This is a genomic window from Streptomyces sp. NPDC048196, assembly GCF_040652715.1.
In the GTDB taxonomy this organism is placed as follows: domain Bacteria; phylum Actinomycetota; class Actinomycetes; order Streptomycetales; family Streptomycetaceae; genus Streptomyces; species Streptomyces siderophoricus.
The window spans coordinates 65,736-92,086 of record NZ_JBEZMM010000023.1 but is presented as its reverse complement, the minus strand read 5'-3'; the positions used below and the strand labels follow the sequence as shown (position 1 = coordinate 92,086).

The 26,351-nt window shown below is 69.9% G+C and carries 33 protein-coding genes and 2 pseudogenes; 8 read left to right on the top strand and 27 right to left on the bottom strand.

Annotated elements, in window-relative coordinates; genetic code table 11:
* Positions 1–72: 72 nt before the first annotated feature.
* Positions 73–2,043, top strand: coding sequence for an amino acid transporter (locus tag AB0E02_RS22465; RefSeq protein WP_362141985.1), 1,971 nt, complete (start codon positions 73–75; stop codon positions 2,041–2,043).
* Between the two features lie 2 nt (positions 2,044–2,045).
* Here AB0E02_RS22465 and AB0E02_RS22460 read toward each other — a convergent pair whose 3' ends face one another.
* Complete coding sequence (locus tag AB0E02_RS22460) at positions 2,046–3,710, bottom strand: BBE domain-containing protein (RefSeq protein WP_362141983.1); 1,665 nt, start codon at positions 3,708–3,710, stop codon at positions 2,046–2,048.
* A gap of 258 nt (positions 3,711–3,968) precedes the next feature.
* Between AB0E02_RS22460 and AB0E02_RS22455 the strand changes: the two genes are divergently transcribed.
* On the top strand, positions 3,969–5,084 hold the full coding sequence (locus AB0E02_RS22455; protein ID WP_362141981.1) for a CapA family protein: 1,116 nt from the start codon (positions 3,969–3,971) through the stop codon (positions 5,082–5,084).
* Positions 5,085–5,111: 27 nt separating this feature from the next.
* On the opposite strand, the gene AB0E02_RS22450 is transcribed toward AB0E02_RS22455, so the two are convergent.
* From AB0E02_RS22450 to AB0E02_RS22415, 8 genes are all read right to left on the bottom strand, one after another.
* Positions 5,112–6,389 (bottom strand): acyl-CoA dehydrogenase family protein, encoded by a 1,278-nt coding sequence (locus AB0E02_RS22450; protein WP_362141980.1) that lies wholly within the window; start codon positions 6,387–6,389, stop codon positions 5,112–5,114.
* A gap of 203 nt (positions 6,390–6,592) precedes the next feature.
* A complete protein-coding gene (locus AB0E02_RS22445) occupies positions 6,593–7,051 on the bottom strand; it encodes an Rrf2 family transcriptional regulator (protein WP_030811543.1) in 459 nt (152 codons plus the stop codon).
* Between the two features lie 55 nt (positions 7,052–7,106).
* Positions 7,107–7,454 (bottom strand): Ig domain-containing protein, encoded by a 348-nt coding sequence (locus AB0E02_RS22440; protein WP_362141978.1) that lies wholly within the window; start codon positions 7,452–7,454, stop codon positions 7,107–7,109.
* 255 nt (positions 7,455–7,709) lie between these two features.
* Positions 7,710–8,036 carry a hypothetical protein gene (locus tag AB0E02_RS22435; protein ID WP_030414852.1) on the bottom strand — a complete coding sequence of 109 codons (327 nt, stop codon included), beginning with the start codon at positions 8,034–8,036 and terminating at the stop codon, positions 7,710–7,712.
* 296 nt (positions 8,037–8,332) lie between these two features.
* On the bottom strand, positions 8,333–8,749 hold the full coding sequence (locus AB0E02_RS22430) for a CBS domain-containing protein (RefSeq protein WP_362141975.1): 417 nt from the start codon (positions 8,747–8,749) through the stop codon (positions 8,333–8,335).
* 59 nt (positions 8,750–8,808) lie between these two features.
* Positions 8,809–9,366: a hemerythrin domain-containing protein gene (locus AB0E02_RS22425; RefSeq protein WP_362141973.1), complete on the bottom strand. Its 558-nt coding sequence runs from the start codon at positions 9,364–9,366 to the stop codon at positions 8,809–8,811.
* Between the two features lie 885 nt (positions 9,367–10,251).
* Positions 10,252–10,482 carry a DUF6480 family protein gene (locus AB0E02_RS22420; RefSeq protein WP_030417347.1) on the bottom strand — a complete coding sequence of 77 codons (231 nt, stop codon included), beginning with the start codon at positions 10,480–10,482 and terminating at the stop codon, positions 10,252–10,254.
* Between the two features lie 339 nt (positions 10,483–10,821).
* On the bottom strand, positions 10,822–10,977 hold the full coding sequence (locus tag AB0E02_RS22415; RefSeq protein WP_234442379.1) for a DUF6131 family protein: 156 nt from the start codon (positions 10,975–10,977) through the stop codon (positions 10,822–10,824).
* Between the two features lie 467 nt (positions 10,978–11,444).
* Between AB0E02_RS22415 and AB0E02_RS22410 the strand changes: the two genes are divergently transcribed.
* The gene (locus AB0E02_RS22410) at positions 11,445–11,573 is read left to right on the top strand and encodes a hypothetical protein (protein WP_362141971.1); all 129 of its coding nucleotides are present in this window, start codon (positions 11,445–11,447) and stop codon (positions 11,571–11,573) included.
* A 141-nt stretch (positions 11,574–11,714) separates the two neighbouring features.
* On the opposite strand, the gene AB0E02_RS22405 is transcribed toward AB0E02_RS22410, so the two are convergent.
* On the bottom strand, positions 11,715–12,134 hold the full coding sequence (locus AB0E02_RS22405) for a hypothetical protein (protein WP_362141969.1): 420 nt from the start codon (positions 12,132–12,134) through the stop codon (positions 11,715–11,717).
* A gap of 214 nt (positions 12,135–12,348) precedes the next feature.
* Between AB0E02_RS22405 and AB0E02_RS22400 the strand changes: the two genes are divergently transcribed.
* Complete coding sequence (locus tag AB0E02_RS22400) at positions 12,349–13,245, top strand: SigB/SigF/SigG family RNA polymerase sigma factor (protein ID WP_362141967.1); 897 nt, start codon at positions 12,349–12,351, stop codon at positions 13,243–13,245.
* 366 nt (positions 13,246–13,611) lie between these two features.
* On the opposite strand, the gene AB0E02_RS22395 is transcribed toward AB0E02_RS22400, so the two are convergent.
* Both AB0E02_RS22395 and AB0E02_RS22390 read right to left on the bottom strand, forming a co-directional pair.
* Positions 13,612–13,812, bottom strand: a complete 201-nt coding sequence (locus AB0E02_RS22395; RefSeq protein WP_362141965.1) for a hypothetical protein — start codon at positions 13,810–13,812, stop codon at positions 13,612–13,614.
* Positions 13,813–13,859: 47 nt separating this feature from the next.
* Positions 13,860–14,060, bottom strand: a complete 201-nt coding sequence (locus AB0E02_RS22390; RefSeq protein WP_362141963.1) for a hypothetical protein — start codon at positions 14,058–14,060, stop codon at positions 13,860–13,862.
* 737 nt (positions 14,061–14,797) lie between these two features.
* Here AB0E02_RS22390 and AB0E02_RS22385 point away from each other — a divergent pair.
* On the top strand, positions 14,798–15,190 hold the full coding sequence (locus AB0E02_RS22385; protein WP_362141961.1) for a hypothetical protein: 393 nt from the start codon (positions 14,798–14,800) through the stop codon (positions 15,188–15,190).
* Here the strand turns inward: AB0E02_RS22385 and AB0E02_RS22380 are convergent.
* The 4 genes from AB0E02_RS22380 to AB0E02_RS22365 all read right to left on the bottom strand — a co-directional run bounded on the left by AB0E02_RS22380 (position 15,132) and on the right by AB0E02_RS22365 (position 18,223).
* Positions 15,132–15,908, bottom strand: coding sequence for a 2OG-Fe dioxygenase family protein (locus AB0E02_RS22380; RefSeq protein ID WP_362141960.1), 777 nt, complete (start codon positions 15,906–15,908; stop codon positions 15,132–15,134). The two genes, AB0E02_RS22385 and AB0E02_RS22380, sit on opposite strands and share 59 nt — an antisense overlap.
* 167 nt (positions 15,909–16,075) lie before the next feature.
* Complete coding sequence (locus tag AB0E02_RS22375; protein ID WP_362141958.1) at positions 16,076–17,212, bottom strand: iron-containing redox enzyme family protein; 1,137 nt, start codon at positions 17,210–17,212, stop codon at positions 16,076–16,078.
* Positions 17,209–17,514 carry a CDGSH iron-sulfur domain-containing protein gene (locus tag AB0E02_RS22370; RefSeq protein WP_362142024.1) on the bottom strand — a complete coding sequence of 102 codons (306 nt, stop codon included), beginning with the start codon at positions 17,512–17,514 and terminating at the stop codon, positions 17,209–17,211. Before AB0E02_RS22370 ends, AB0E02_RS22375 begins: the two co-directional genes overlap by 4 nt.
* A 16-nt stretch (positions 17,515–17,530) precedes the next feature.
* Positions 17,531–18,223 carry a HemK2/MTQ2 family protein methyltransferase gene (locus AB0E02_RS22365; protein WP_362141956.1) on the bottom strand — a complete coding sequence of 231 codons (693 nt, stop codon included), beginning with the start codon at positions 18,221–18,223 and terminating at the stop codon, positions 17,531–17,533.
* Positions 18,224–18,486: 263 nt separating this feature from the next.
* On the opposite strand from AB0E02_RS22365, the gene AB0E02_RS22360 reads away from it, so the two are divergent.
* Positions 18,487–18,858 carry a hypothetical protein gene (locus tag AB0E02_RS22360; protein ID WP_362141954.1) on the top strand — a complete coding sequence of 124 codons (372 nt, stop codon included), beginning with the start codon at positions 18,487–18,489 and terminating at the stop codon, positions 18,856–18,858.
* 125 nt (positions 18,859–18,983) lie between these two features.
* On the opposite strand, the gene AB0E02_RS22355 is transcribed toward AB0E02_RS22360, so the two are convergent.
* Positions 18,984–19,112: an LPFR motif small protein gene (locus tag AB0E02_RS22355; protein WP_267881482.1), complete on the bottom strand. Its 129-nt coding sequence runs from the start codon at positions 19,110–19,112 to the stop codon at positions 18,984–18,986.
* A 248-nt stretch (positions 19,113–19,360) separates the two neighbouring features.
* Here AB0E02_RS22355 and AB0E02_RS22350 point away from each other — a divergent pair, with 248 nt between their 5' ends.
* Entirely contained in the window at positions 19,361–20,287 is a 927-nt protein-coding gene (locus tag AB0E02_RS22350; protein ID WP_362141953.1) for an SDR family oxidoreductase, read from the top strand.
* A 118-nt stretch (positions 20,288–20,405) separates the two neighbouring features.
* Positions 20,406–21,257: pseudogene (locus tag AB0E02_RS22345) on the top strand (SDR family oxidoreductase); the annotation flags it as partial.
* A 27-nt stretch (positions 21,258–21,284) separates the two neighbouring features.
* Here the strand turns inward: AB0E02_RS22345 and AB0E02_RS22340 are convergent.
* The 10 genes and pseudogenes from AB0E02_RS22340 to AB0E02_RS22295 form a co-directional block, all read right to left on the bottom strand.
* Complete coding sequence (locus AB0E02_RS22340) at positions 21,285–21,455, bottom strand: hydrophobic protein (RefSeq protein ID WP_234442092.1); 171 nt, start codon at positions 21,453–21,455, stop codon at positions 21,285–21,287.
* A gap of 176 nt (positions 21,456–21,631) precedes the next feature.
* The gene (locus AB0E02_RS22335; RefSeq protein ID WP_362141951.1) at positions 21,632–21,952 is read right to left on the bottom strand and encodes a gas vesicle protein K; all 321 of its coding nucleotides are present in this window, start codon (positions 21,950–21,952) and stop codon (positions 21,632–21,634) included.
* Positions 21,953–22,001: 49 nt separating this feature from the next.
* Positions 22,002–22,193 (bottom strand): annotated as a pseudogene (locus AB0E02_RS22330) (gas vesicle protein); the annotation flags it as partial.
* Between the two features lie 73 nt (positions 22,194–22,266).
* Positions 22,267–23,055, bottom strand: coding sequence for a GvpL/GvpF family gas vesicle protein (locus AB0E02_RS22325; protein WP_362141949.1), 789 nt, complete (start codon positions 23,053–23,055; stop codon positions 22,267–22,269).
* Positions 23,052–23,468, bottom strand: coding sequence for a gas vesicle protein (locus tag AB0E02_RS22320; RefSeq protein ID WP_362141947.1), 417 nt, complete (start codon positions 23,466–23,468; stop codon positions 23,052–23,054). Before AB0E02_RS22320 ends, AB0E02_RS22325 begins: the two co-directional genes overlap by 4 nt.
* Before the next feature lie 7 nt (positions 23,469–23,475).
* A complete protein-coding gene (locus tag AB0E02_RS22315) occupies positions 23,476–23,730 on the bottom strand; it encodes a gas vesicle protein GvpG (RefSeq protein ID WP_362141945.1) in 255 nt (84 codons plus the stop codon).
* Between the two features lie 55 nt (positions 23,731–23,785).
* Positions 23,786–24,499, bottom strand: a complete 714-nt coding sequence (locus AB0E02_RS22310; protein WP_362141943.1) for a GvpL/GvpF family gas vesicle protein — start codon at positions 24,497–24,499, stop codon at positions 23,786–23,788.
* 3 nt (positions 24,500–24,502) lie between these two features.
* Complete coding sequence (locus tag AB0E02_RS22305; protein ID WP_310726350.1) at positions 24,503–24,946, bottom strand: gas vesicle structural protein GvpA; 444 nt, start codon at positions 24,944–24,946, stop codon at positions 24,503–24,505.
* A gap of 68 nt (positions 24,947–25,014) precedes the next feature.
* Positions 25,015–25,371, bottom strand: coding sequence for a gas vesicle protein (locus AB0E02_RS22300; RefSeq protein ID WP_362141941.1), 357 nt, complete (start codon positions 25,369–25,371; stop codon positions 25,015–25,017).
* Between the two features lie 138 nt (positions 25,372–25,509).
* On the bottom strand, positions 25,510–26,289 hold the full coding sequence (locus AB0E02_RS22295) for a VOC family protein (RefSeq protein ID WP_362141939.1): 780 nt from the start codon (positions 26,287–26,289) through the stop codon (positions 25,510–25,512).
* Positions 26,290–26,351: the final 62 nt, after the last annotated feature.

The window sequence follows — 26,351 nt, the reverse complement described above, 5'->3', positions numbered from 1 at the left end:
ACCGGGTTCCGTACCCTGACCTGGCCGTCTGGCCGATGGCTGGACGCTTTCGCGGCACGACAGGAGCGCACGATGCCCCCCTCCGCCCCCGCGGGCCCTTCCACCTCGTCCGGACCGCGGCATCGCCTGCGGGCATGGCTGCTGGAGGGGCTGACCGATATGGCCAAGCGCCATCCCGGCCCGCACGCCGGCCCGCAGAACGCGCACCAGGGCCAGCGGTGGTGGCGGGTGATGTGCCTGACGGGTGTCGACTACTTCTCCACCCTCGGCTACCAGCCGGGTATCGCAGCCCTGGCTGCGGGGCTGCTGTCGCCCGTGGCCACGCTCGTCCTGGTACTGGTGACGCTGGCCGGGGCACTGCCGGTGTACCGCCGGGTGGCGAAGGAGAGCCCGCACGGCCAGGGGTCGATCGCGATGCTGGAGCGGCTGCTGTCCTTCTGGAAGGGCAAGCTGTTCGTCCTCACCCTGCTCGGCTTCGCCGCCACCGACTTCCTGATCACCATCACCCTCTCCGCGGCCGACGCGGCCACCCACCTGGTGGAGAACCCGCACCTCACCAGCGCGCTGCACGGTGAGCAGGTGCTCATCACGCTCATCCTGGTCGCCCTGCTCGGCGCGGTCTTCCTCAAGGGCTTCCTGGAGGCGATCGGCGTCGCGATCGTCCTGGTCGGGATCTACCTCGGGCTCAATGCGGTGGTCGTCGTGGTCGGCCTGTGGCACGTTCTGTCCGCGCCGCACGTCGTGACCGACTGGACCCAGGGACTCACCACCGAGCACGGCAACGGTCTGGCGATGGTCGGCGTGGCCCTGCTGGTCTTCCCGAAGCTGGCCCTGGGCCTGTCCGGCTTCGAGACCGGGGTGGCGGTGATGCCGCATATCGAAGGCGACGCCGGCGACACCGAGGAGCGCCCCACCGGGCGGATCCGCGGCGCGAAGAAGCTGCTCACCACCGCCGCCGTGATCATGAGCGTCTTCCTGATCATCACCAGCTTCGTCACCACCCTGCTGATCCCCGAGCCCGCCTTCAAACCCGGCGGCCCGGCCAACGGGCGCGCCCTGGCCTACCTCGCCCACCAGTACCTGGGCTCCGCCTTCGGCTCCGTCTACGACATCTCCACCATCGCCATCCTCTGGTTCGCCGGCGCCTCGGCCATGGCCGGACTGCTCAACCTCATGCCCCAGTACCTGCCGCGCTACGGCATGGCGCCCCACTGGGCACGGGCCGTGCGCCCGATGGTGCTGGTCTTCATCGCTGTCGCCTTCCTGGTGACCTGGATCTTCGACGCCAACGTGGACGCCCAGGGCGGCGCCTACGCCACGGGTGTGCTGGTGCTGATCAGCTCCGCCGCGATCGCGGTGACCATCGCCGCCCGGCGGAGCGGGGAGCGGGGCTGGACCGTCGGCTTCGCCGTGATCGCGGCGGTGTTCCTCTACACGACCGTGGCGAATGTGATCGAACGGCCCGACGGGGTGAAGATCGGCGCCTGTTTCATCGCCGGGATCATCCTGCTGTCGCTCCTCTCCCGGCTCGCCCGGGCCTTCGAGCTGCGGGTGACCAGCGTCGTGCTCGACGACATGTCCGAGCGGTTCATCCGCGATGTCGCCCACCGCGAGATCAGGTTCATCGCGAACGAGCCCGACCAGCGCGACGTGGCCGAATACCGCGACAAGCTCCAGCAGATCCGCACCGACAACGACCTCCCGGCCGACGACGACTTCATCTTTGTCGAGGTCACCGTGCGCGACCCGTCCGAATTCGAGAGCGAGCTGCGCGTGCACGGCGAGGTCCTCCACAACCGCTATCGCGTACTCGCCCTCGAAAGCTCCACCATTTCCAACGCACTGGCAGCGCTGCTGTTGCACGTGCGCGACGAGACGGGCAAGCGCCCGCACATCTACTTCGAGTGGACCGAAGGCAATCCCTTCGCCCAGTTCCTCCGTTTCTTCCTCTTCGGCCAGGGCGAAGTCGCCCCCGTCACCCGCGAGGTCCTCCGCGAGGCCGAACCCGACCGTTCCCATCGCCCCCGTGTCCATGTCGGCTGACCTCAGCGGGTGAACGGCTGGACGGACTGGGCATGGCGGAAGACGTTGCGCGGGTCCCAGTACTCCTTGACCTCTTGCAGACGTGTGTAGTTGCCGCCGTAGTACAGACGGTGTGAGGGTTCGCCGGAGGTGTTCCACTCGGGATCGTCGAGATCGGTGTCGGGGTAGTTGATGTAGCAGCCGTCGGTCACCGGTGCCGGCTGATCGTCCACCGGGGTGCCTTCGGGCGCCAGCACCGGAACGCCACCGGTGTCCGCGTAGACATCGCGGTAGAACTCGCGGATCCAACGAAGATGTGGCGCCGCGATCGAGGGGTCGGCATCGGCATCGTGCTGGTCGGCGACACCGTCCTTGTTGACGTCCCGCTTCCAGCTCCAGTACGTCTGGTACTGCAGCTTCAGCACCGAACTGCGCTGGTAGACCGCCGTGTCGGCGCTGTCGGGCAGGTTGATGGCGCCGCCGTAGGAATCGACCTGGAGCAGTGCCTGCGGATTGTCGTAGTCCGCACGGGTCAGATGGTGGAAGACGGCGTCGAGCTGGTGCTCGGTGAATCCCCGCGTCATATACGCCGACTTGTATTTGCCGCACTGGTTGTCACCGGAGCCGTTGAGCGTCTGGGTGGCCGTCAGCCAGGGCAGCCGGGTCGGCACGTGCAGTCCGCCCATGGGTGCGTGTTCGCCCATCCGCCGGTCCAGTGGCGTCGGGTCGACGTCCAGGTCCTGGGTGATCCAGTCCAGGAAGGCGTTGAGCCGCTGCACGCTGTCCGGCCTGGTGGCGTCGAGCTGGGTGATCAGGCCGATCTTGCCGTTGGCGCGGTGGTTCAGCTTCAGCAGGGTGAACATGTCGGTGTAGTCGCCGCGGAGCGATTCCGGGAGCCGCGGGGTGTTCTCGTACTCGAAGAACAGCCCGTAGTTGCGCACCAGGGACTTGAAGCGCTCCGGCTGGCACTTGAGCTTCTCCCAGGGCCAGGCGATGGCATGCAGCAGCACCTGCCCCGGGGGCTTGGGTAGCCCCTTGAACCAGTACCGCGTGACCACGCCGAAGTTGCCGCCGCCCCCGCCGGTGTGCGCCCACCACAGGTCCCGTAGCTCAGGCTCCGGGGAGTCGCGGCGCGCGACCACCACCTCGGCGTGCTGACCGTCGCGGACGACGACGACCTCGACGGCGTAGAGATAGTCCACCGTCAGCCCGTGTTGCCGGGACAGCAGCCCGTACCCGCCTCCCGAGACATGGCCGCCGGCGCCGACGGAGTAGCACGACCCGCCGGGCAGCGCCACACCGAACGGTGCGTAGAGGTGCGTGGCGACATGCCAGTTGGTGGCACCCGCCTCGACGCAGTACGCGCCCATCTCCTGGTCCAGATAGGCCCGGTCCATCTGCCCGAGGTCGAGGATGACGCCCACGTCCTCACCGCAGACGAAGTTCTCGTAGCAGTGGCCTCCCGAACGGACCGTGATGCGTCGGCTGAGGCTCTCGTCGGAGCGGTGATCCGCCAGGTATTTGTTGAGTGCGGCGACGGCCTCGCCGGTCGAGCCGATCACGGACACATAGTCAGGTGTCGCGATGAAGCGCTGGTTGAAGCCCCTTCGCAACGCCTCGTAGCGCGCGTCCCCCGGAACTACTTCGGTACCGCTCTCGGTGCCGGCGCTGATCTGATACGCAGCCATGGTGGCCTCCCTACGACGATGGATCGATGTCGGGAGATGACGGCTGCGAGCATCGACGCGACACCGCGTAGGAAACTCTGCGTAGCCATCACCCTTCGCTTGATTACTATCCGTGATCGCCGTGTGGCTGTGAATGCCCGGAAGGTGTGCGTCCGGCGGCGTCATGTTGACGCCCGGCTGCCGACGTCCGACCGACCCGCTTCGACCCGAGGCGACCGGAGCTACGCCCCGGCGTCGGCCCGGCCCTAGCCTGGAAGAGTGGACGGTGACCTGGTCACGGTGTTCCTGTGCGGGGATGTGATGCTCGGTCGCGGCGTCGACCAGATCCTCCCGTACCCGGGCGACCCCGCGCTGCGCGAGGGGTATCTCCACGACGCCCGCGCCTACGTCGAACTCGCCGAGGCGGCGAACGGCCCGATCCCCCGTCCGGTCGGCTTCGCCTGGCCGTGGGGAGAGGCACTACCCGTCCTCGACGAGGCCGCCCCCGCGGCCCGGGTGATCAATCTGGAAACCAGCGTCACGCGCAGCGACACCTTCGCGTCCGGCAAGGAAGTCCACTACCGGATGAACCCCGGCAATCTCCCGTGCTTGACCCTCGCACGCCCCGACGTCTGCGTTCTGGCCAACAACCACGTCCTGGACTTCGGCCGCAACGGCCTGGCGGAGACGCTCGACGTCCTGGCCGGGGCGGGACTGCGGACGGCGGGCGCCGGAGCGGACACCGACGCGGCGCGGCGTCCGGCGATCGTCCCCCTCGACGGCGACCATCGCCTCCTGGTCTTCTCGTTCGGCCTGCCGACCAGCGGCATCCCGTTCTCCTGGGCCGCGACCGAGGACCGGAGCGGAGTGGCGTTCCTGTCCGAACCCTCGGAAACCGCGGCAAACGGCCTGGCCGCACGGGTACGGCAGCTCAAGCGGCCGGGCGACATCGCGATCGCCTCGATCCACTGGGGCCCCAACTGGGGCTACGGCGTCTCCCGCAGCGAGGCCGCCTTCGCGCGGCTGCTCCTCGACGGAGGCGTCGACATCGTGCACGGACACTCCTCGCACCACCCGCGCAGCCTGGAGACCCATCACGGGAAGCTGGTGATCCACGGGTGCGGCGACTTCATCGACGACTACGAGGGCATCACGGGCTACGAGCAATACCGGGACGACCTGCGCCTGCTCTTCCTCGTCTCGTTGGAGCAGCCGACCGGCAGGCTCCACGAGGTGCGCATCGTCCCCCTCCAGGCCCACAGGATGCGCCTACGGCACCCGTCCGCCCGGGACTGCCACTGGCTGCAACGGCTCCTGGACCGCATCAGCACCGGCTTCCATCCCTGCACCACCACGGAGGGGGACGGCCACACGCTCACCGTCCGACCGCTGTGACGCAGGCCGGGCAGAGGTGCGAGCGCCTCAAATACGCAAGGTCAGTGGGGGATGGGTCCCGTTCAGATAGTGGTCGCCGATATCGCGCAGCCTGTGGGTGGGCGAGCCCTGGGCGGTCAGCACCCGAGCGTTGCGCCAGAACCGGTCGAACCCCGGGCCGTCCGCGGGGGAGTCGGCGCCGTCGGTGAGTTCCAGGACGCGAGTGGTGATCTCCAGCGTGGACTTGCTCGTGACCGCCTCGGCCGCGGCGACGAGCACGGCGATGTCCGCGCGCTGGTCGACATCGAGCTCCCGCCCCACGAGGAGCCCCCTCGCCAACGCCTCGGTGGCGGGCTCGACCACCGCCGCCGCGGTGTGCGCGGCAGCCACCAGCTCCCCGTAGGCAAGAAGGAGATACGGGTCGCTTCCGGGGCGCCGCTCGAAGGCACCGCTGTCCGGGTCGGAGGACGGCCAGTTGCGCGGTGCGGTGCGGCTGAAGTCCCGGGCCTCGGCCAGCGTTCCCTCGGCGATACCCAGACAGACGTGGATCAGGGCGAGCCGGAGCGCCAGCGGGGCGAGCGTGGCGAACGGGGAGACGTCGTGTTCGTCGTGCGGCACGGTTCCGAGGACGTGGTCCGGCCGCACCGGTACGCCGTCGAAATCGACACTGCCGGCTCCGGTGAGCCGCTGGCCGAGGCGGTCATGCGCCGGAACCGCCGAGACGCGGGGATCGGCCGGGTGCACCTGCGCGATCAGCGTCTCCCCGGTGCCCGTGCAGACCGCGCTCACCACCAGTTGGTCCGCCACCGTGACGCCCGCCGGGTACACCTGGCGACCGTGGAGGAGATATCCGCTTCCGGCCGGCGTGAGGGTGAGTTCGGGTCCGGTCTCGGTCTCCTGCTCCGGTTCCGTCCCCGGCAGATCGATGCCCCCGCCCCAGAGCCACTGCCCGGCTCCCGCTTGACGCTCGATCCGGTCGGCCTGCTCGGGGGAGCCCAAGAAGCGGGCGCTCCACGAGAGGGCGTAGTGCCTTCCGAGGAGCTCGCCGATGGAGCTGTCGGCCGCCGCGATCTCCCGGATGACCGCACATGCCGTGCGCCAGTCGGTACCCCACTGGGACGAACCCGGCGGCATGAGGAGGGCCGGCAGGCCGGCTTCGCGCAGCCGGGAGAGCTCGTCGAACGGAGGCTTGCCGGCGCGGTCCCGGGCGATCGCGTCTACGGCCAGATCCTCCGAGACCTCGCGGGTGACGCGTGGCCAGACGGTCTTGTCCGCCGAGTCGTTGACCTGGGGGGCGGCGGTGCATGCTGCGGACTTCTTCGGCATGGCGCCGGTCACCGTCCTGTCGGGTGGTCTGGCGGGTCGATTTCCCTAGTTTTCCCACTGGATTAGTAGGGAATGATGCGCCCGTACTCCCGTGGCGGCAAGGCCCGTTCAAGGCGTGGACAGCCGAATCTTGGTATCCGGACGGAATCGAAGCCCCAGTCCGAGCAGTTCCCGGCATGCAAACGGCGGCGAGGGCTACAGCCTCAGGGGTTCGTCCAGGACGCGGGGTCCTCGGCCAGCGCGGATACCCGGGTGGGCAGTTCCGCCGAGGCGACATCGGCGAGCGAAACCCCGTCGAGGATCTGCCGGACGTTGGCGCGGAGGGCGACCCAGAGCGGCAGCAGAGACTCCGCCGGGCCGGTGTAGGACAACTCCGGCGGACGGACACCGCGGACGGATACCAGGGGACCGTCGACGACGCGGATGACGTCGGCGATGCTGATGGACTCCGGAGCCTTGGCCAGGCGGTAGCCGCCGTTCCCGCCACGCTGGCTGAGGACGAGTCCGCCGCGGCGCATGTCGTTCAGAATGCCTTCGAGGAACTTGTGCGGAATGTCCTGGGCGTCCGCGATGGCCTCCGCCTTGAGCGGTCCTGCGTCCCGGGCGTGTGCGAGTTGCAGCGCCGCGCGCACCGCGTAATCCGCTCTGGCTGAAATCCGCATGCTCGCATTATTCCGCAGTGCGGCAGGGGCCTGGATGGGTGGCGCGGGCGTTTGCTCAGTGGTCGACCGTGACCTCGAAGTGTTGCGGGGCGGCCCCCTCCGCGGTCACGGTGAAGGACGCGGTGCCCGCCGCGTCACCCGCTACCAACAGCGGGGTCTGTGCGTACCCCTGGGAGTCGGTGTTGACCGTGACAGTGGTTTCTCCGCCTTCGAAAAGGACCTGCTGGGTCGTGGACAGCCAGACGAACGTCACCGTGGCATCGGTCACCGGCAGGCCGCTCCTGCGATCGACGAGTCGTGCCTTCAAGGGGTCCGAGAAGGTCTCGTGGGGGCCGGCGTGCTGTCCCGTGCCTCCGGCCGGCTCGATGGCCACCGTCAGGTCCGTGCCCGCTTCCGCATTCATTGCGCCTCCTCATTCCATGGCCCTGAACAGTCTGCTTGGGCGTCGGCCCGCCCGCTCCGCCGTCACTCGAACGAGTGTTTCCTGCCTCGAACGCGGCAGATTGCTTGCGCGCGCGGGCTTTTTCGATGCAGGCTTTACAGCGGATGCAATGAATCGATTAGGGGGAGAGGTACATGTACAACACCCTTGGATACAGGCACAGTTACCGGACCGTGGAACTGCGGGCGCAGTTCAGGCGAGCGGCTGTGACGCTGGTCAGCGGCCGAGGGCCTTACGGAGCTCGTCCTTGTTCATCGAGGAGCGGCCGTCGATGTTGCGCTTCTTGGCTTCCTCGTAGAGCTGGTCCTTGGTGGGGCCCTGGGCGCCGCGGTGAGAACGCTCGCCGCCGCGCTGCGGCGCGGACTTCTTGTCCCGGGTGGAGACCTTGCTGGCGGTCTTCGACTCCCCGGACCGGGCACGTTCCTTGTTCACGGTCCGAGCGGCGATCTCCTTCGCGCGCTTCGTCGACTCGCCTCGCTGCTCGGCACCCTCCTTGATGTGCTCGTACTGACGCTCACGCTTCTTGCTCGAACCTGCAGGCATGACGGCTCCTTGACCGGTTGATGTGTCGTTCGTCGGCCGCGTGTCGGGGCGGTCGACGGTCACGCCTTCAGTTCACTCCGTTCGGCGGCAGCGCGCGAGGCAGAACGGCCGATCGGGCGGGTGGGTCTCCGGTGGGGAACCCGCCGGTGGCGAGCTCGCGCGCTGCCCCGCCCACCGGACCCGCACGCCGCACCAGGCGCCGGCCGGGCGATGACACTGGGCGATGACGGAGAGGGCCGCGGCTCGCGGCTCGCAGGGGAAGGGGTGCCGGGCCGGTGCGTGTTGGTGTAGTGGGGTCAGTCGGTGGAGAGCGCCTCGAGGAGGTCGCCGACCTGCGGGTCGGGGAGGGCGCGGGCGACATCGGCCAGAGCCACCATGCCGACGAGGCGATGACCGTCGATGACCGGCAGGCGACGGACCTTGTGACGGGCCATCGTTGCGAAGATCTCGTCGGCTCCGTCGTCGGCGCCGATGGTGACCGCTTCGCCCTGGGCGAGTTCGCCGGCCTTGGTCTGCTGCGGGTCCAAGTTCTTGCCCAGCACCTTGACGACGACGTCCCGGTCGGTGAGGACGCCCTTGAGCCTGTCGTCCATGCCGCAGATCGGCAGCGCTCCGACGCCGAGGGAGGTCAGCTTGCGAGCCGCTTCGAGGATGTTGTCGTTCGCGCCGATGCATTCCGCACCGGGCGACATGATGTCGCGTGCCACAGGCATGACTGTTCGTCCTTCCTGGAGGTGGGATCTTGATGTGAGGAGGTGAGCTTCCGTGCGGGTTACCGGCCTCGACCGGTGACGTAGTCGCGTACCCGGTCCACCAGCCCCAGGCCGGGAGCAAGCAGCTTGTTGGCCGGGGGCGTGCTCGGGGCCATGGGGTGGGCGCGGGTCGGGGCGGTCTTCTTCGCCTCGCGGACCTTGCGGCCGAGGCTTTCCAGGACATAGGGATGGACGCCGTCGCGCAGCTGAGGGAAGAGCTGGTTCTCCTCGTCCTCCACGTGTGCGGTGACCTCGGTGCGCAGTTCGCGTACGAGGCGGTCGAAATCGGTGTCGTCCGGCTCGTGTCGTTCGAGCTCCTTCAGCAGCTGCTCGACGCGGAGGTGGTCGGCGATCTCCTTGTCCGCCAGCATCCCACCGTTCTCCAGGTGGTCGCGTACGGCCGGGTAGAGGTGTTCCTCTTCGGCGACCGAGTGGCGCACCAGCTCGATGGTCAGGGCGTCCAGGAGCCGTTTGCGGGCGCTGCTGCCGGGTGCCGCGTTGTCGAACTGCTCGAAGAGGTCGTCGACCTCCCGGTGGTCCGCGGTCAGCTCCGCGATGACGTCCTCGCCGTGCTCCATGATCTGTCCTGTCCCTCCGGTGACCCGGGCGCTGCCGGCCCGTTGCCGGGCGCACCCAGAGCAACGGGTTCCCGAGTCGTCCGGCGCATAACGTCAAGTCCGGGGAATTGCGTCGGATGCCGGGGTGCCGGGGTGCCGGGGTGCCGGGGTGCCGCGATGCCGGAGTGCCGGGATGCCGGGATGCCGGGATGCCGGGATGCCGGAGTGCCGGGATGCCGGGATGGTGGCCGTGGTGGGGCGGGGCGTGTGGCGGGCGGCGGGGGTGGGGACGGGCGCGGGGCGGGGGAGGGGGAGCCGGGGAGGTGGTGTGCCTCGGGTGGCGGGCGTGGAGTTGGTTGGGGGTGTCGGGGCATCGCCGTTCCGGTGGCCGGCTCGTGGCGGGCTCGTGGGGCCCGTGGCGGAATCCCGGCGTGCGCAGGTGACCGGTGGCCGTGCTACCGGGTACGGCTGGCTGCCACCTGCCACCTGCCACCTGCCACCTGCCACCTGCCACCTGCCATCTGCCATCTGCCACCCGCCACCCGCCACCCGCCATCCGCCACCTGCCATCCGCCACCTGCCACTGGGTGCGGCCTGCTACTGCCGCCTGGAGTCAGGTGCAGCTGCTGAGAGGTTGGGTGCCGTCACCTGGGGGCCGGGTGCTGCCGCTCCGAGGTTGGGTGCCGTCGCCTGAGGGCGGGTGCTGACGCTCCGAGGTTGGGTTGCCGCTTGCAGGGCGGGACGTGCGGGACGTGCGCGTGCAGGAAAGCGGTGAGGGAACGGGTCCGGGTCCGGGTCGGGTCGGGGCGGACGGGGTGTCGGCGACGGTTCCGGAGGGATGGGATCCGGGGGCCCGGGCTGCGGGGCGAGTGGCCAGGGCCTCTGGTGGCGGCGCGATGGCCCGGGTCAGCGGGCCATGATCACCGCGTAGGCGATGAAGAACGCCGCGCAGAGGACGACGACGATGCCGAGGATGATGGCCGGGCCCTTGGCCCATCCGCGGGTGGGGAGGTCGCGGGGGCCGGTTTCCGAGCCCGTGCTGTCCTCGCCCGGTGGGGTTTCGCCCGGCGGCACGCCGCCTCCGGGGCCGAGGCCCGGGGTTTCGCGAGGATCCGGATCAGGGTGGTGAGTGCTCATACAGGAAGTTTGCCCGAAAAAGACCAGTTTCACCGGTGGGATGGAGGGCGGTGGAGTGGAGTGGAGTGGAGTGGTGATGGGGCGGTGAGGTGGTGGGTGGGGTAGTCGGGGCAGGCGGAAGAGCGGTGGGGGTGGGTGGGGAGGGATGGGGAAGGGGAAAGGGAGGGGCGCGGGGATGCGGTTTGTGTGGCGTCTGGCGCGTTTGTGATCAGTGTTGGGGGTGCCGCGATGGCCGATGGGCTGAAATGCGCATCCCGCAATTCCTCCGCCACCGTGGGGTGGCGGAGGAATTGCGGGTCCCTGGCCCGCGTGCGGCATTCCGCTTGCGGGCGTGTGGCGCTACCAGTAGTGCCGTCGGCCGGCTACTGCGTGACCCATTGCTCCGAGGACCCAGAGGATCGCCCCGATAACGGCGAGGATGATTCCGATGGTCCATAGGATGCCGATGCCGGTCACGAACCCAATGACCAGCAAGATAATTCCGAGAACGATCACGATGTGCTCCGATCTCGCATATGTTCCCCTCTTAACTGTGGTCCCGGTGTGACGCACGGGCAACTTCTGCCGTCGACCTGTGCGAAGCCCATGGAGAGGCATGGCGTGATCACTTAGGTGAGTGCGTGGGCAATTCTGGGACGAGCCGGCGGTCAGGGGTCGGCCGCGGGGAAGGGAAGGCGAGGGCTGGCGACCGCTGGCTGCAAATTCCCTGTGGCGGCCGCGGGTCGGCCGTGATACGCCGCATTCGGTTTTTACTATCCAGTGGTGGCGATGGGTGCGGTCGTGTCGGTGCCGGTGTCGGTGTCGCTCTCCGGGGGCGGGTCGGGGGACGGGCCCGGGGGCGGAGTCGGGATCAGGGGAGTCGGTGAGGACTGCCCGATGCGCCGAGGGGTGGATGGGCCGTGAGAAGGGGGCCCTGTTCCTTCATCGCTGCGGCGGTATGGCGTCGTAGGTATTCCGTGGTCGTGGCGGTCGGTTATGCGGTTGCCGCTCTGGGCGTGGTGTACGGACTGTGGGTGGTCCTGGTCGGTCTGGGAGTCCTGGGCGGCGGGGCCTTCGGATTCACTTTTCAGTACCAGGACGGTGAGGACTGACCTGTCGGCAGGAGGGCTGACCTGTCGGCAGGTCGACGACTTGCCGTGGCAGTGAGACGAGGGGAGCTGGGAGGGGGAGGAGCGGGGTGAGGGGGCGTCAATTTGGAGGGTGGGGATGGATGGGCCTCGTGAGCCTGAAGGCTATGGTGCCTCGGGGGTGTCGTTGTGGGGCGTCGTGCGGTGATGGCGATGGTGGCGGGGGCGGTGGTTGGTCCAGTTCGCTGCGGCGTCGATTTGCAGCAGGTTGAGTCCGGTTTCGGCGACCAGCCGTTCCCGGGAAAGACCCTCCGGGTGCCGGCGCAGCGCTCGGGCGATCTTCCCGGCCCACAGCTCGGCATTCACGAAGGGACGTGCGTGGTAATGCTGTTGCAGTTCGCCGAGGTGCGCCGTGGAACAGGCCGTCACTGACCGGTTTCCGTCCAGTGCCGGATCGTGGACATGGATTGCCGAGGAATCCGGAACGATGGCATGGACCCCGGTCCCGTCCACCACGCTCGCGCCACACAGTCCACACAGTCCGGGAAGCGGTTCCGCTTCCTCCGGCTCAATTGCCTCACCCACAGCGTTGTTCTACCTCGCGGTGACCGCTGAGGCCGGTTCGGCACGCCGCACCACCCGTACCTTCCGCCGCGTTCGCAACCTTCGGTCGGGCGTCAACAGACCGACGACAATGAGGTGATGGCGGGTTTCGGGACATGCCTCGGGAGTCGTCGGGTAGAGGCGGGTCGAGGGGGGACTGCAGACGGGGACCGAGTCAACAGCTAGGAGCCCGAGCATGACCAGCACCGGCACCATGACAGCAGCGACTGCGGTTGCGACCCCGGCCACCACTACGTCCAAGGGGAGCGCTGCCCTGGCTCCGTCGGTGTCTCTGCCGCCGATCGATGAGCCGCAGCGCCTTGCGCCGAGTGAAGCCAGGGAATTGTCGAGGGTGTTCTTCGAGCGACTCGCCGTCCTTGAGGAGGGCACCCCCGAATACCAGTACGTGCGCAACACGCTGATCGAGATGAATCTGTCCCTCGTGCGCTACGTCGCCCGGCGCTTCCGCAGCCGGGGGGAGAGTGCCGAGGACGTTCTGCAGGTGGGCACCATAGGTCTCATCAAGGCGATAGACCGCTACGACGTTTGCCGGGACGTGGAGTTCACCACGTTGGCAGTGCCGTACATCCGTGGGGAGATCAGGCGTTTCTTCCGTGACGCCACCTGGTCCGTCCATGTGCCGCGCCGACTGCAGGAACTCCGTATCGACCTCGCGCGCGCCTTCGAGGACCTGGAGGCCGCCAACAACCATGATCCGTCGGCGGCGGAGCTCGCCGCGCATCTGAAGCTGCCGGAGGAGGAGGTGCGGGAGGGGCTCATCGCCTGCAACGGTTATGACACCGACTCCATCGACCGGCCGATCCAGACCGCGGGGAAGCAGCAGACCGGGCTTGTCGCGGACCTCATGGGCTGCACCGACCCCGCGCTCGACCTCGCCGAGAACATCCAGGCACTCAAGCCGCATCTCGCGCAGCTCGACGAGCGGGAACGCACATTGCTCCGGCTCCGGTTCGGGGCGGAGATGACCCAGGCCGAGATCGGCAAGGAGCTCAACCTCTCCCAGATGCACATTTCCCGATTGCTGAACCGCGCCTGCACCAAGTTGCGGAAGGGACTGCTCGCCGAGGCGTGAGTGAGTGCCGCCGTGGCACCCCGAGCGATGAGGGTGGACCTGACGCCAGGAGTGAGGGGAGGCGATCGGGGAGGCAATCGGAGCGAGAAACGATCGGAACGACGATCGAAACGGCGATCGAAACGACGATCGAAACGAAGGGCCAAGGAAGGACCGGGGCGGCACGGCGCCCCGGTCCTATCGCGTGCGCGTCGCGTCGCGGGTCTTGTGGCGCGTGTGCGTCGCGTATCGCGTCGTGATCGCAGTCGCAGTCGCAGTCGCGGTCGCGTTCGGCGTTGAGTTCTTGCTCGCGCTGCGTCGTGTTGTGGGCCGTTTCGTGTCTCCGGGACCTGTGCTCAGGCGCGCACGCGGATGACGTTGGTGACGTTACGGGTGGTCGGGGCGCTGCTCTTCGGGCACACCGCCGCCGCGGCCGCCGCCCTTGCTTCCCTTGTCGGTGCCGTGTGTCTTCCTGCTGCCGCCGGGGCCCACCGGACGATCGGTGTCGGCCTTCGTCTCGGCGGCGTCCTGGACGGTCGCCCCCTTGTCGCTACGGCGTACTTCGGGTTGCTGGGGGTTCTTCGACATGGCGTCCCTCTCCGCTCCGGTCGGTTCCGCTGGGGTCGGTCGTTCCGTCAGTCGTTCCGCTGGTCTCGCTCCCCTTTGGGGCCGCGGCCCCGCTCGGTCCGCGGTCCCTGGCTGCGCCACTTCGGGTCGCTCTCCAGGGTTTCCTTCGCATCCTCCGTGGCGTGCTTGTCCGGAATGCCGCGGTCCTCGGCCTCGCTACGAAGCCTCGCGCGCCGCTTGTCGAATTTCTTGCTGCCAGGCTCGGGCATGGTCGCCTCCGCCTTTCCTCTGTTTTGGGGAGGTCTCTGGGAGGGCTCTCTCTCGGCCCGTGCCCGAAGTCATCAGGGCAAAACCTTACAAAAGGTGCGATTGGTCGGCTGGTGGGTACCGCTCGCTCTCGTCCGGTGGCTCGCTCCCGTCCGGCCCCGTCCGGTCCTGTCCGCTCGACCCCGTCCGATTTGTTCGAGCCCCCGCCATACGGGCAGTGGGCCACCTGCCGTCACCGGGAGTCACCATGAGGGAAGCCGGTATGAGACGTCGGGGTGAGTCGCACCACGAGGGGAAGCCGGCATGAAGGCGTTGGCACCGGGGGAGTCGGCACGGGGCACCTGAGGGTCCGCAGCTGCGATTCGTGTCTCGTCGTGGACGGGCACCGCCGCGGTCGATGTTCACCGCGGACGGGATCGAGAGGGATCGGGAGCGGCTACTTGGGCAGGACCGCCGAACTCTGGGACGGCGCGCCGCCGCTGCACGGCAATGCTCGGAGGGGTGGGGACGCGCCGGCCGAGGAGTACCTCATCCAGGCCGCGGGTGGCGTCCGTCGGGGCCTGTCTGGGGGCGTAACGGACAAGCTGAACGCCTTCGTTGGCGCTCATCGCGTTGGTGTGTTGCCAGGAGTCGCGCGTGGGGCGGGCACGGCGTAGACAGGACAGGAGGGCGGCGGGGTGGGCAGTGGCGCCCCGGCCGGCCGCGGGCGAGGGAGAGCGAGTGTGAGGAGGAGGCACCCATGACGGTGAAGGTCATCGAGGGGTCCGGGACCACGGTTTGCCCGCCGCACTGCTACGCCCTCTACGAGGGCGGTCATTTCAATGAGGGGGAGGACGACGCCCGGCGGGTGCTGGTCGCCGACGAGCCCGTGCCGGATCTCGCGGAGCACGGGTTCGCCGCCGTGGTGCAGTCGCTGGTGAACTTCAGCCGGTTCGCCGTGGAGCTGTACGAGGAGCCCGGCCACCAGGGCGAGCATCTGACCTTCGGGCCGACCCTCTCGCCGAAGGACCTCGGCGGATTCCGGACCGAGGCGGGGAAGAGCTGGGACCGCCGGGCCCGCTCCGTCAATACCGCTACCGTCCGGCCGGAGGGCCGGCAGCCCGGGACTGTCCCGAGCGGATCTGCGGAATGAGCGTGGTCACCAGAACGTCGCGATGAGCGGTGCGCGCGGGGTCCAGCGGACGGATCGGGGACACGCCGTGCAGGGTGCTGCGGTCGTCCGACACCAGCAGCGCGGCGGGCTCGTCAAGGGTGAGGGACAGCAGCTCGCGGCCGTCCGGGGCGTACACGGTGCTGCGGCCTCCGGTGGCGTTGCTGCGGTGGACCAGCAGGGAGGACACCAGCGTGACGCCGTCCTGGTGCTTGCCCTCAGGCGTGGGGTTCCCCGCGCCGTCCGCCGCGGCGACGACCCGGAACGGATGGACCTTGGCGTTCCAGGTGGTGACCGTGGCATCCAGGGCGCCTGCGAGGCGGCCCAGGAGTGCCAGTACGGCGCGCAGGACGGGGTCGGCCGTGAAGGCGTCGGTGAGGGGCTCGAAGTGGCGGTCGACACCGCCGTAGAGCGGATTGGTGCGGTCGGGCTGGACGAAGGGGAGGTGCGGGAGGTGGGACAGTTCGCCGGTGGCGGGGGTGAGCGCGAACTGGCCGTACCGGCGTAGCCGGCAGGTGCCCTGTTCGGCGGCGTAACGGTCCGGGGAGAGCTCCTCCCAGTGGGCGGCGAAGTGTGCCCAGGCCGCCCCGTCGGCGGCCAGCAGGGACCTTGTGACGGCCGCGGGAAGGAGATGGGCCCCGGCCGTTGCCAGGGAGGCGCGGGCGGTGGCCACCGGGGTGGTGAGGGCGGTCTCGTCCATGTGCGGACACCTCCTGGCTGCTGACTGCTGGCTGTGACTGCTGAGAGCTGACTGTTGGCTGTTGGCTGCTGACTCTCAAGGGTTCGGATTCTCGGGGCTTCGGATTGTCAAGGGTGCGGAAGCTTGAGCGTCCGGATTCTCGGAGGTTCGGAATCTCGGGGGTCTGACTAGCGGCCGCCGGTGACGGCAAGTGGGGCGCGCAGTGCGGTGCGGTCGTGGCGCCAGGCGTCGAGGAGGTGGGCGGCGAGTCGGTCCTCAAGGTGGACGGTGGCGCCGATGCCCAAGGCCACATCGGGTTCGAGAGCCGGTTCGTCGGTCAGCAGGCCCTCGACGACCTCGCGGCGTACCACCTGCTCGTGCACCGCGTCGGCCTCGACGTGTTCGTCGTAGAACCGCTCCGCCGCCGGGCCGGCACCGGTGCGGCGCATGGCGTCCGCGAGGCGCCGCGCGGAGGGGGAGGAGGTCACCTCCACGGTGGCGAAGTGACCGACCAGCGCCCCGCGCAGCGACCGGTGCAGACCGAACAGGGACATCAGGTTGACCGTGGCCAGCGCTTCAGCGGGCGCCAGGTCGAGGTAGTGCCCGTAGGCGGTCTCCAGGCCGAGGTCCGTCATGAGGTCGGCGAACAGCTGGGCGTGGATGTCCTCGGCGCGGCCGGCGCCGAACTCGTCGAATTCGACGGCGACCATCCCGGCCTTGGCGCGGCCGCGCAACCGGGGGATGACCCAGGCGTGCGGGTCGGCCTCCTTGAGGTGGTACAGCGAGCGCAGGGCGGCGTACTCCCGCAGCTGCCACAGCCGGCCCTCGCGCCGCAGATGGTGGCTCACGCTGGTGCCGTCGTCGGCGACCGGTTCGACCAGCAGGCCGTCCAGCGCCTCCGCCGCGCCGACGGAGGACGGGACGTCCGCCCGCAGCGCCCGGAGAAACACCTTTTCCAGCGCGCTCCGAACCGCCAGCAGCGCGGGATCCCATTCGCGGTCGTCGTCCACGCCGTCGAAGCCCTGGTAGTGGAGTTCGTAGAGCACATACAGGGCGAGCTGGAGGTCGGCTCCGTAGGGGTCGGCGTGCTGGGCTTCCGTCTCCGTGGTGGTGAGCAGGGGGTCGGTTCCTGGCGTCCGCAGGGAGGAGCATGTGCGTGGTGAGTGGGGGGCGGATGCGGAAGGCGAGGAGAGGGCCGAGAGGACTGCGGCCGAGAGCTTGCCCTGGGGGCGGGGCAGCTGTGGCCGGCCGGCCGGGCCGGGAAGCGGAAGCGGTGTTGTGGATGGCGTGCCGGATGAGGTGGTCAGGGGGGCTGCCGGCCTCATGGCGCGTCTCCTTCCCGTTCGGGGAGGGGGCCTGACTCGGGGAGGGTGCCTGACGCGGGGGTGGGGCCCGGCTCGGTGATGGGGCCCGGCTCGGGAGTAGGGCCCGGCTCCTGGGTGGGGTCCGGCTCCGGAGTGGGGCGTGCGCGGCGGCGGTGACTGGTGTCGCACCAGGGGTAGCTGTGGCTGCGCCGGCAGGTGCAGAGGGCGACGACGAAGCGGTCGGAGACGGCGACGGAACCGTCGTCGCAGACCACCTCCACCGGGCCTTCCACCAGCATCGGGCCGTCCCGGGTGAGGGTGATGCGGCGCGGTCGGCGCTCAGGGACGTTCGGCACGGATGATCACCAGTTCCTCTGTGTGCGGCGAGCTGTCCCCCGTCATGTCGAGCAGACCGTTGCTGCGCAACCACGGAAGCCGGGAACGCAGGACCGGGCCGAACGGGATGTGCGCACGGTCGCTGACCTCGGCCCGCAGCCCGGACCGGGACAGCCGCGACAGGGTGTCCCCGGTGCCGCACAACCCGGAATGGACCATCAGCAGCACCCCGCCGGGGCGCAGCGCCGCCGGTGCGAGGTCGCAGATCCGGTCGATGTGCAGCCGCCCGTCGCGTCCGGCGTCCCAGGCCCGCGCCGCGCCCCGGGGTGGGCGGCGGCCGGGGGCGGGTACGTACGGCGGATTGCTCACGAGCAGGTCGAAGGTGCGGCCGCGGACGGCGGTGGCCAGATCGCCGCGGCGGACCCTGAGGCGCAGGCCGGCGAGCCGGGCGTTGAGCCAGGTGGTCAGCACTGCCCGCCAGGCGATGTCCACGGCCGTGACCCGGGCCCCGCGGCGGGCGGCACCCAGCGCGAGGGCCCCGCTGCCCGTGCCCAGGTCCAGCAGTTCGGTACCCGGGCCTATGCCTTCCCGGTACAGGGCGTGCAGGAGGAGTCGGGTGTCGTCCTGTGGCGCGTAGACGCCGGGGAGGGTCATCAAGGGACGCGGCCGGACGAGCGCGGCGGTATCGGGGGTCATCTTCCGCACCTCCTTCACGCGGTTGCACGGTTCTGGTACGGCCATCGCACGGTTCTGGTACGGCCTTGCACGGCCCGCGGCCATCCATGGCTCCCGCGGCTTCGGTTTCCAGCGTTGCGGTAATCCGGTGAGGCGACCACTGGGGAGCGGCAGCGGGCCGCCCCCGGATGCGGGCTGAGGTGCGGACGGCCCGGATGGCCCTCAGCCTGGAGACAGGGGCGGGCGAGCGCGGCTCGCCGGGACGCCTGATACGAGGAGTGGAAGTGGCCAAGCACCGGAAGTCCTCGCACCCGAAGATGGGCGAGGGCCACAGCATGCACAAAGGCACCGAGCAGCACGGTTGGTCACCGGACATCGACCAGTCCGAGCAGCACGCCGACGAGAGTGCGCACCGCTCGTTCCACCCCGAGCGTTACGCGCCGAAGCGGGACCGCAGCAAGGAGACCGAGGACACCGGGACGGAGAAGGTGTCCCCGGCGAGCGAGGTCAAGAGCGAGTCCGAGCCGGGCGAGCGCCGGGCCGCCCGGACCGACGAGAAGGGGATGCACCGCAAGGAGCCCAAGGGCCCCGCGCGGCGGCCCAGCGGTGGCCGGGACGCCGAGGCGCACACCGGCGTGGACCCGCAGAATCCCTGAAGTCGGGCAGCCAGGCAGCCGGGCAGCCGCGGGGGCGAGAGCCCCCAGCCCCCAGACGACTTCGGGAAGCCGTGGGCCTGATCAGTGGTGCCTGGATCAGCGGTCCTGGATCGGCGGTGCCTGGATCAGTGGTGCCCGTGTGCGGTGTCCGAGGCTCCTCCGAAGAGCCGGGCCACGGCCCTGAAGGGAAGCGTCACGACGGTGGCGATGGCGCCACCGATGGCGCGGAGAACATCGGCGATCGCGGTGAGCACGAGGGGCCTCCTTCTCTTCACACTCTTCGATTGCTTTCTTCTCACGGGCGAGTGCCCGCAGGGAGACCGCCGAAACGGTCCCGGTGCTCGTACAGCCCGAAATGCCTCGCACTGCGCGAAAAGACCGGCTGCCGCATGGTGGAAATCGGGCCCGTCGGGAACCCGGATTCTGTACGCGGCCGCGGATCCGCTACGCGGCCCACTCGTCCGCGGCTCACTCGTCCGTGCGCGCACCAGGAGGTCTCGAAATGGCAGACGGAAAGGCAGCCCCGGAGGACCGGGAACGCCCCGAGGGCCCCGCGAACGCCGAGAACCCGGTCACCAAATATCCGCAGCCGGAATTCCCGGACCAGGAGCAGGAGCACCCCGGGTGGACCGGGCCGATGGACCCGCCCCCCGACCACGGCGAGGAATCGTATCGGGGAAGCGGACTCCTGGAAGGGCGCAAGGCGCTGCTGACTGGCGGGGATTCCGGTATCGGGCGGGCCGTCGCGCTGGCATTCGCCCGTGAGGGCGCGGACGTGCTGTTCACCTTTCTCCCCGAGGAGGAGAAGGAGGCCGAGGAGACCGCCCGGCTCGTCACGGACGCGGGCCGTACGGCCGTGCCGCTGGCCTGCGACGTCCGGGAGGAGGAGCAGTGCCGGCTGCTCGTCGAACGCGCGGTGAAGGAGTTCGGCCGGATCGACATCCTGGTGAACAACGCGGCCTATCAGATGTCGCAGCCGGACGGAATCCAGGCCATCACCACGGAGCAGTTCGACCGGGTGATGCGGACCAACCTGTACGCCATGTTCTGGCTGTGCAAGATGGCGCTGCCGCACATTCCCGAGGGCGGGTGCATCATCAATTCGACATCGGTGCAGGCCTACAAGCCCAGTCCGCATCTGCTCGACTACGCGACGACGAAGGGGGCCATCGTCACGTTCACCCAGGGTCTGGCGCAGATGCTCGCGTCCGACGGTATCCGGGTCAATGCGGTGGCCCCCGGCCCGGTCTGGACCCCGCTGATTCCGGCGACGCTTCCGGACACCACGACATTCGGTAAACAGGCCCCGCTGGGCCGCCCGGCACAGCCCGCGGAAATGGCCCCCGCCTATGTCTTCCTCGCCTCCCCGCAGGCGAGTTACATCACCGCCGAGATCGTCAATGCCACCGGCGGGACACCCCTGCCCTGACGTTTCTGTTCCGACGTTTCTGTCCTGATGTTCCTGAACCGGCGTTCCTGAACCGGCGTTCCTGGCCCGGCCTTTCGGCCCGTTCGTGGAGTGTGATGAGGGAGTGGGGTGACGTGCGATGACCGGTCAGCGGCAGTCGCTCGCGGGGCGCGTCGTGGTGGTGACGGGGGCCGCCCGCGGGCTGGGGGAGTGCATGACCCGGGCGCTCGTCCGCCGCGGCGCGACGGTGGCTCTGGTCGGGCTGGAGGAGGACGGACTGGAGCGGCTCGCCGAGGCGTTCCCGGGGCGGACGCACTACTGGTTCGCGGATGTCACCGACGAGGCCGCGCTGGCCGCCGTCGCCGACGGGGTGCAGCGCGGCCTCGGTCCCCCCTCCGTGGTGGTCGCCAACGCCGGTGTGGCGGCCGGCGGCCCGTTCCTGGAATCCGACCCCGCCGTCTGGCGCCGGGTCATCGAGGTCAATCTCATCGGCAGCTCGCTCACCCTGCGGGCCTTTCTGCCCGGACTGCTCGCCACCCGCGGCTACTTCCTGCAGATGGGCTCCCTGGCGAGCATCACCGCGGCGCCCATGATGTCGGCGTACTGCGCCTCCAAGGCCGGCGTCGAGGCGTTCGCCCACGCGATTCGGGCCGAAGTGGCGCACCGCGGCGTCGAGGTCGGTGTCGCCTATTTGAGCTGGGCGGAGACCGACATGATCGACGCCGCGGTGCTGCGGGAGCTGCGGCTGCGGTTGCCGTGGCCCGCCGGCCGGATCTATTCGCCCCAGGCGGTCGCCGACCGGATCGTCCACGGGATGGAGCGGCGGGCCACGGCCGTCTACGCCCAGCCCTGGCTGCGCGCCGCGCAGCTCGCCCGGGCCGGGCTCCCGGCCGCCGTCACCCGCCTGTTCCGCGGCCAGGTGCCGGAGATGGCGGCCCGCGGCGATGTCACGGCCACCGGTCTGATCGGGGCCGGCGGGCGGGCGGACGACCTGGCGCGGGCGGCCGCGGACCGCCGGCTACCAGCGGTACCAGCGGGCGCGGCCGCCACCGGCGCCGGTCGACCGCATCAGGAAGCCGAGCAGCCAGAAGGCCAGCACGACGACGGCGGCGATCCACAGCGCCTTGAGCGCGAAGCCGGCGCCGAACAGCAGCAGCGCGAGCAGCAGGACGAGTAGCAGGGGTGCCATGGGTTTCCTCCTCTGGGTGAACGAAGACTTCGTGACCGAAACTTCGTGGGAATGTCTGTGGGGAACTTTCGTGGGAGCTTCCGTGGGAACGTCTGTGGGGACTTCTGGGGAAACGGATCTGTGACGACTCAGGGTTGTGACGGCTCAGGGCTGTGACGACTCAGGGCTGTGAGGATTCAGCGCGAGTTCTGCGGAAGCAGGGAGCCGAGGGGGCCGAGGTCGAGGTTGAGGTCGTCCATCGTTAAGCCGTAGCGCTCACACAGTTCCGACATCCGGTCGTGGAGGATCATCAGCGTCATACCGACCCGCTCCTCCTGATCCTCCGTCAGGTCGCCCTGGTCCGCCCGGTGGAGTGCGGTGCGCTCCATGAGTTGCCGCAGCAGCTCGACGATCGTCAGCACGAGCTTGATCAGATCGCGTTCGACCGTCTCCGGGTCGCTCTCCAACCGCTGGGCGAGGGTCTTGGGCGCCGTCGGCCCGGTGGAGTCCTGCCTCATAAAGGGATGCCTCCTGAGAAAAGGGTGCCTCCTGACACGGGGATGCGTCCTGTTGCACGATCGAGTGGATGACGGCGCGCAGGCTGATCCGGACCAGGTCCACATCGGCGATGGACAGCACCAGGTCGCCGGTGAGGACCGCGCCGCCGTTGAGGAGCCGGTCGAGGAGGTCGATCAGGGCGATCTGCGGGCCGGCGATTCCGGCCGGTTCGCCGAGCCCGGACGAGCCGCCGGCCGGCACCGCGACATCACGGCCCGTCATGGACTGCCACCCGCCCTGTCATGTGCTGCCGCCCGCCCCGGGCTGCCGCCCGTCATGCCGCGCCGCTTTCCGCCGGCCGGGTCGCGAAGGAGTACGGCGCCCACGGGCCGGTGATCTCGACCCGTACGCCGGCGTCGCTCCCGGTCAGACCGGCCAGCGCCTGGTGGAACTCCCGGACGCGGGTGCGGGGGACGAGATACGCCTCGTTGGCGATGTTCTCGCCGGGCCCGGCGGCCAGCTCGCCCTGCTGGGGGCGGTGGGCGACCACGCCCCGGGTCAGCGGGGCCACCGTGTCCCGGACCGCGCCGGCCACCGCCCCGGCCGCGCGGTACGCGTCGTCCCGCAGGCGCCGCTGGTCCTGGCGCCGGCGCAGATAGGCGCGGCCCGACCCGGCCGACGGCGCGGCGGGGGCGGCTTCGACCCGGGCGCGCACCGGGTCCGCGTAGACCTTCACCCCGAGCTCGGCATGGCCGTCGAGCCAGGTAAGCAACTCGCCGAATTCCGGGGCCCGTTCGGACAGCATCGCGCTCACTCGACTGTCGTCGAGGTAGACCGTCGCCAGCCGCATCGGCAACACCGTCGTACGGGCGTGGGCCGCTTCGACGACCTCGTGGTGCGCGCGGGCCAGCGCCTCCAGCTCCGTCAGGTCCGCCATCCGCTCGGTGAGCCCGTCCGTGTCGAAGTCGTCGGCCGGGACGGAGGACACCAGGGCGGTGAGGCCGTCCTCGGCGACGGTCCGCAGGGGCGCCCCGCGCAGCCCGGTCAGCCCGGCGGCCACCGCGTCGAGGTCGCCGCCGTCCCGCCCGACCGCGTAGACATAGCTGTGCCACGGGCCGTTCACCGGTTCTCCTCCCTTCGCTGTTGCTGTTCCCGCCCGGCTTCTCGTCCTGCTTCGCGTCCTGCTTCTCCTTCGACCGCCGCCCGCTCGTGGCCGATGGGCAGCGGCCCGGTTTCGGCCGGGCGGGCCCGGGAGGAGAGCGAGGGATCGTGCTCCCACCAGTCGATGCCCATCTCCTTGGCCTTGTCGACGGAGGCGACGAGCAACCGGAGCTTGATGGTCAGCAGCTCGATGTCGAGCAGATTGATCTGGATGTCGCCGGCGATGACCACGCCCTTGTCGAGGACGCGTTCCAGGATGTCGGCGAGATTGGTGGAGGAGCCGGGCCCGGCCCCCGCCCGGCCGTAGGGGGACGGCGCGGGGGATGCCCTCATGGGCGAGGCGGGTCCTCCCGGCCCGGTCAGCGGGTCGGACATGTGCGGTTCAGCCTCCTTGTGGTGGACGCCGGCGGGCCTGGAGCCACTCCAGCCGGTCCAGCAGTTCGTCCTCGCGGGCGTCGAACTCCTCGGGCCCGATCCGGCCGTCGACCAACTGCCGTTCCAGTTCGGCGAGTTCGTCATGGACCGGCTCCGGGTCGTAGAACTCCTGCTCCGCGGTGAGCAGTACTTGGTCGAGGACCCAGACCGTGCCCCGGAACGGGGCGAGCGGCAGGGTCAGCAGCTGGGTGAGCAGTCCCATCCGGACCTCCGCTCGGTCGGTGTCCCCGGTGCCGAGGGCACGGCCCGGGGCGCGGTCAGACGAAGCTGTACGGCGGCAGCGGGCCGTAGAGCCGGAAGGTGTACTGGTCGCCGCGCCGTTCGGCCTCGGTGTGGACCGCCTGGGAGAAGACGGCGGACCGGGCCCGCGCGACGAGGAACGAGGTGGTGAGGAAGTGGTGCTTGGTGGGTTCCCCGTCCTCGATGCGCTCCGCGGCGGGTGCGAGCCGGGCCAGGATGTCCGCGCGGGCGCGGTCCTGGCGGGCCCGGACCTCCTGCGAGATCAGCTCGCCGAGCGCCAGTTTGTCGTCGTACGCTCCGGAGTTCTGCCGGGTGCGGTCGTTGAGCCGCCGCGCCTCGGCGGAGTCCCGCAGGATCTCCCGCAGCAGGTCCTCCTCGTCGCGCGTCACCTTGAGGTGGTACTCGCGGCACCCGGCCAGCTCCCCGAGCCGCCGGGTGTAGGTGTCGTGCTGCTCCTCCAGTACGGCGGCGACCTGCTCGTCGTCCGGGCCGACCAGCCCGAAGCGCATCGGCAGGCAACTGCCGTCGGCCAACAGGGCTTCTTGGACGTCCTGGTGGGCCGCCACGTCCCGGCGCTTGGCGCGCAGCTCCGCCGGGGCGTCGCTGACCACCGCGCACAGGTCCTTGGTCCGCACGGTGCGCAGCGGCGCCGCGGGGTTGCCCACCCCGGCGATGCCGGACAGTCGCAGCGGATGGCCGGCGCCGGTGATGGCGTAGACGTACGTCGTCATGGGTTACTCCTCCCGGCGGGCGGTGCGGCGGCCGGCGGACGACGACGTCTTGCGTGCCGGACGCTTCTCGGTTTCCTCGGATTCGTCGTGGCCCTTGCGGAGGGATTCGCCGACCGCCTCAACGGCCCCTGCGAGCGCGCCCTTCGACTTTCCCTTGGCGCCGCTCTCGGTGGCCTGGCCGACGAGATCGGTGAGCTGTTCCGGCGCCTTGCGGCCCGATTCGAGATCGAGCCGGTTGCACGCCTCCGCGAAACGCAGATAGGTGTCCACGCTCGCGACCACGACGCGTACGTCGATCTTGAGTATTTCGATGCCGACCAGGGAGACCCGGATGAAGGCATCGATGACCAGCCCGCGGTCGAGAATGAGCTCCAGGACGTCGTAGAGAGTGCCGGAGCCGCTGCCGCCGGCCGGTGCGGCCTGTGTCTGTTGCTGAATGGCAGTCACGGTCTTGTGTGTCCCTTCCAGTTGACTGGAGCGGGCCATGGCCGTGTGGGGGAATCGCAGCTGCCGCCCTAGCGGTCGATCTGGCCCCGCCCGTAGCGGCGCATGCGCGCGTATTCCATGAGATGGCCCTGCTCATCGAGGCGGACGCGGTAGGACGCCATCACGCTGGCGGTGTCCGGAACCCTTTCGAGTTCCACCACTTCCACGTCCGCCAGCCAGCCGTCACCGGAGGCCTTCAGCGCGGACACCGAGCCGGGTGCGCAGTTGAGCATCTCGGCAAGTTGCCCGGCGGCGAGGCGCATTGCCGCGGGAGCGGCGATACGATCCGGTCCGCTGTGCGCCGTTTCCGTTTCGGTCGGCGCGAGGCTTTCCTCGTGTGCCGCGCCCGCTTCCACCTTTTCCACGGTGCTTTCCTCGGTCGCCATGATCCCGCCTGTCGTGCGTCGTAGAGGTCATCTGCCGAAGGTCTTTCCGTCGAACGACGGTTGGCCGTTCTGTGGCGATGAAAAGGCGGTTGCCCGCGAAAGCCGGACGTATGCGCGAGCGGAAAATCCGAGGGGGAGTCAGCCGGTGGTGACCGTGAAAAGACCGCCGTCGGGGTCGCGGATCAGCGCCTGGCCGACCGCGGGGTCGGCCGGCGGGGTCAGATGGGTGGCCTGGCCGCCCGCCGCGATGGCGGCCGCGGCGACCTTCTCGACGTCCTCGACGGGGAACTGGACGTGCCAGTGGGGCCGGATGTGCGGGTCGGGGGCGGCCTCCATGACACCGCCGCGCACCGTGGCCACCACCTGGCTGCCGTCCCGCACCAGCACCTCGCCGTGCTCGTACGCGACCTCGACCCCGCCGGGCTCCTCCGAGGCCCAGTCGAGCACCTCGGCGTAGAAGATCGTGGCGTCGAAGGCGTCGCGGGTCCGCAGGTCCAGATAGACCGGGGCGCTGCCGCGGCCGATGGCCCAGGCGGGGGTGTGGCCCTCCCACACGCCGAAGACCGCACCGTCCCGGTCCGCGGCGAGCGCCACCCGGCCGGCGCCGAGCCGCAGCGGGCCCACCGCGATGGTGGCGCCGCGCTCACGGATCCGTCCCGCGGCGTCGTTCGCACTCGCGACCGCGAAGTACGGGGTCCAGGCCACCGACACCTGCCAGTCCGCGCCCAGCGCGGTGACCCCCGCGATCGGCCGGCCGTCGGTCAGCGCCACGGTGAACTCCTCGCCCAGCCCGCCCGGCCGGAAGGTCCAGCCCAGGACCTGCGCGTAGAAGTCCTGGGCACGCCGGAGATCGTGGGTGGTCAGGCTCACCCAGCACGGGGTGCCGCGTACGGCGACGGCGGACGGTGTGACCGGCATGGCGATGCGCCTCCTGGAACGGGTGCCACCGTCCACTCTGCCAGGACTTCGCGTCCGCATCC